Source organism: Flavobacterium limicola, from assembly GCF_003634755.1.
In the GTDB taxonomy this organism is placed as follows: domain Bacteria; phylum Bacteroidota; class Bacteroidia; order Flavobacteriales; family Flavobacteriaceae; genus Flavobacterium; species Flavobacterium limicola.
Genome location: NZ_RBXA01000012.1, coordinates 1 through 1,300, shown reverse-complemented (window position 1 = coordinate 1,300; position 1,300 = coordinate 1). Strand labels below are relative to the sequence as shown.

Annotated in this window: 1 protein-coding gene; it reads right to left on the bottom strand. The window is 43.5% G+C overall.

Annotated features, from left to right (window positions below):
- Positions 1-1,300: Calx-beta domain-containing protein (locus BC952_RS14760; RefSeq protein ID WP_208639998.1), on the bottom strand; the 1,300-nt coding region annotated here is incomplete at both ends.

Here is a 1,300-nt window from a genome sequence, read left to right as displayed (position 1 = left end):
GCTTCCAGCAGTTCCATTGGTTAATGTGAACGTATAATTAGTTGCCACTGCAGATGGGTTACTCAACGTAAAGTTGAATGCCACATTTGATCCTTCTGTAGCACTAGCAGGACTGATAGTTGCAACAACAGGCACAGCATCATTATCTAAAATAGTACCTGTAGCACTTACTGCTCCATTGTTGATTGTGAAGGTTTCATCCAATTCGTCAATGGTATCTTGGGTCGTTGGTACACTTACTGTTCCGGTAGTTGCTCCCGCAGGAACTGTTACTGTAACATCCGTTGTCGTGTAATCCGCGCTTCCAGCAGTTCCATTGGTTAATGTGAACGTATAATTAGTTGCCACTGCAGATGGGTTACTCAACGTAAAGTTGAATGCCACATTTGATCCTTCTGTAGCACTAGCAGGACTGATAGTTGCAACAACAGGCACAGCATCATTATCTAAAATAGTACCTGTAGCACTTACTGCTCCATTGTTGATTGTGAAGGTTTCATCTGCTTCGTCAATGGTATCTTGGGTCGTTGGTACACTTACCGTTCCGGTAGTTGCTCCCGCAGGAACTGTTACTGTAACATCTGTTGTCGTGTAATCCGCGCTTCCAGCAGTTCCATTGGTTAATGTGAACGTATAATTAGTTGCCACTGCAGATGGGTTACTCAACGTAAAGTTGAATGCCACATTTGATCCTTCTGTAGCACTAGCAGGACTGATAGTTGCAACAACAGGCACAGCATCATTATCTAAAATAGTACCTGTAGCACTTACTGCTCCATTGTTGATTGTGAAGGTTTCATCCAATTCGTCAATGGTATCTTGGGTCGTTGGTACACTTACTGTTCCGGTAGTTGCTCCCGCAGGAACTGTTACTGTAACATCTGTTGTCGTGTAATCCGAGCTTCCAGCAGTTCCATTGGTTAATGTGAACGTATAATTAGTTGCCACTGCAGATGGGTTACTCAACGTAAAGTTGAATGCCACATTTGATCCTTCTGTAGCACTAGCAGGACTGATAGTTGCAACAACAGGCACAGCATCATTATCTAAAATAGTACCTGTAGCACTTACTGCTCCATTGTTGATTGTGAAGGTTTCATCTGCTTCGTCAATGGTATCTTGGGTCGTTGGTACACTTACCGTTCCGGTAGTTGCTCCCGCAGGAACTGTTACTGTAACATCCGTTGTCGTGTAATCCGAGCTTCCAGCAGTTCCATTGGTTAATGTGAACGTATAATTAGTTGCCACTGCAGATGGGTTACTCAACGTAAAGTTGAATGCCACATTTGATCCTTCAGTA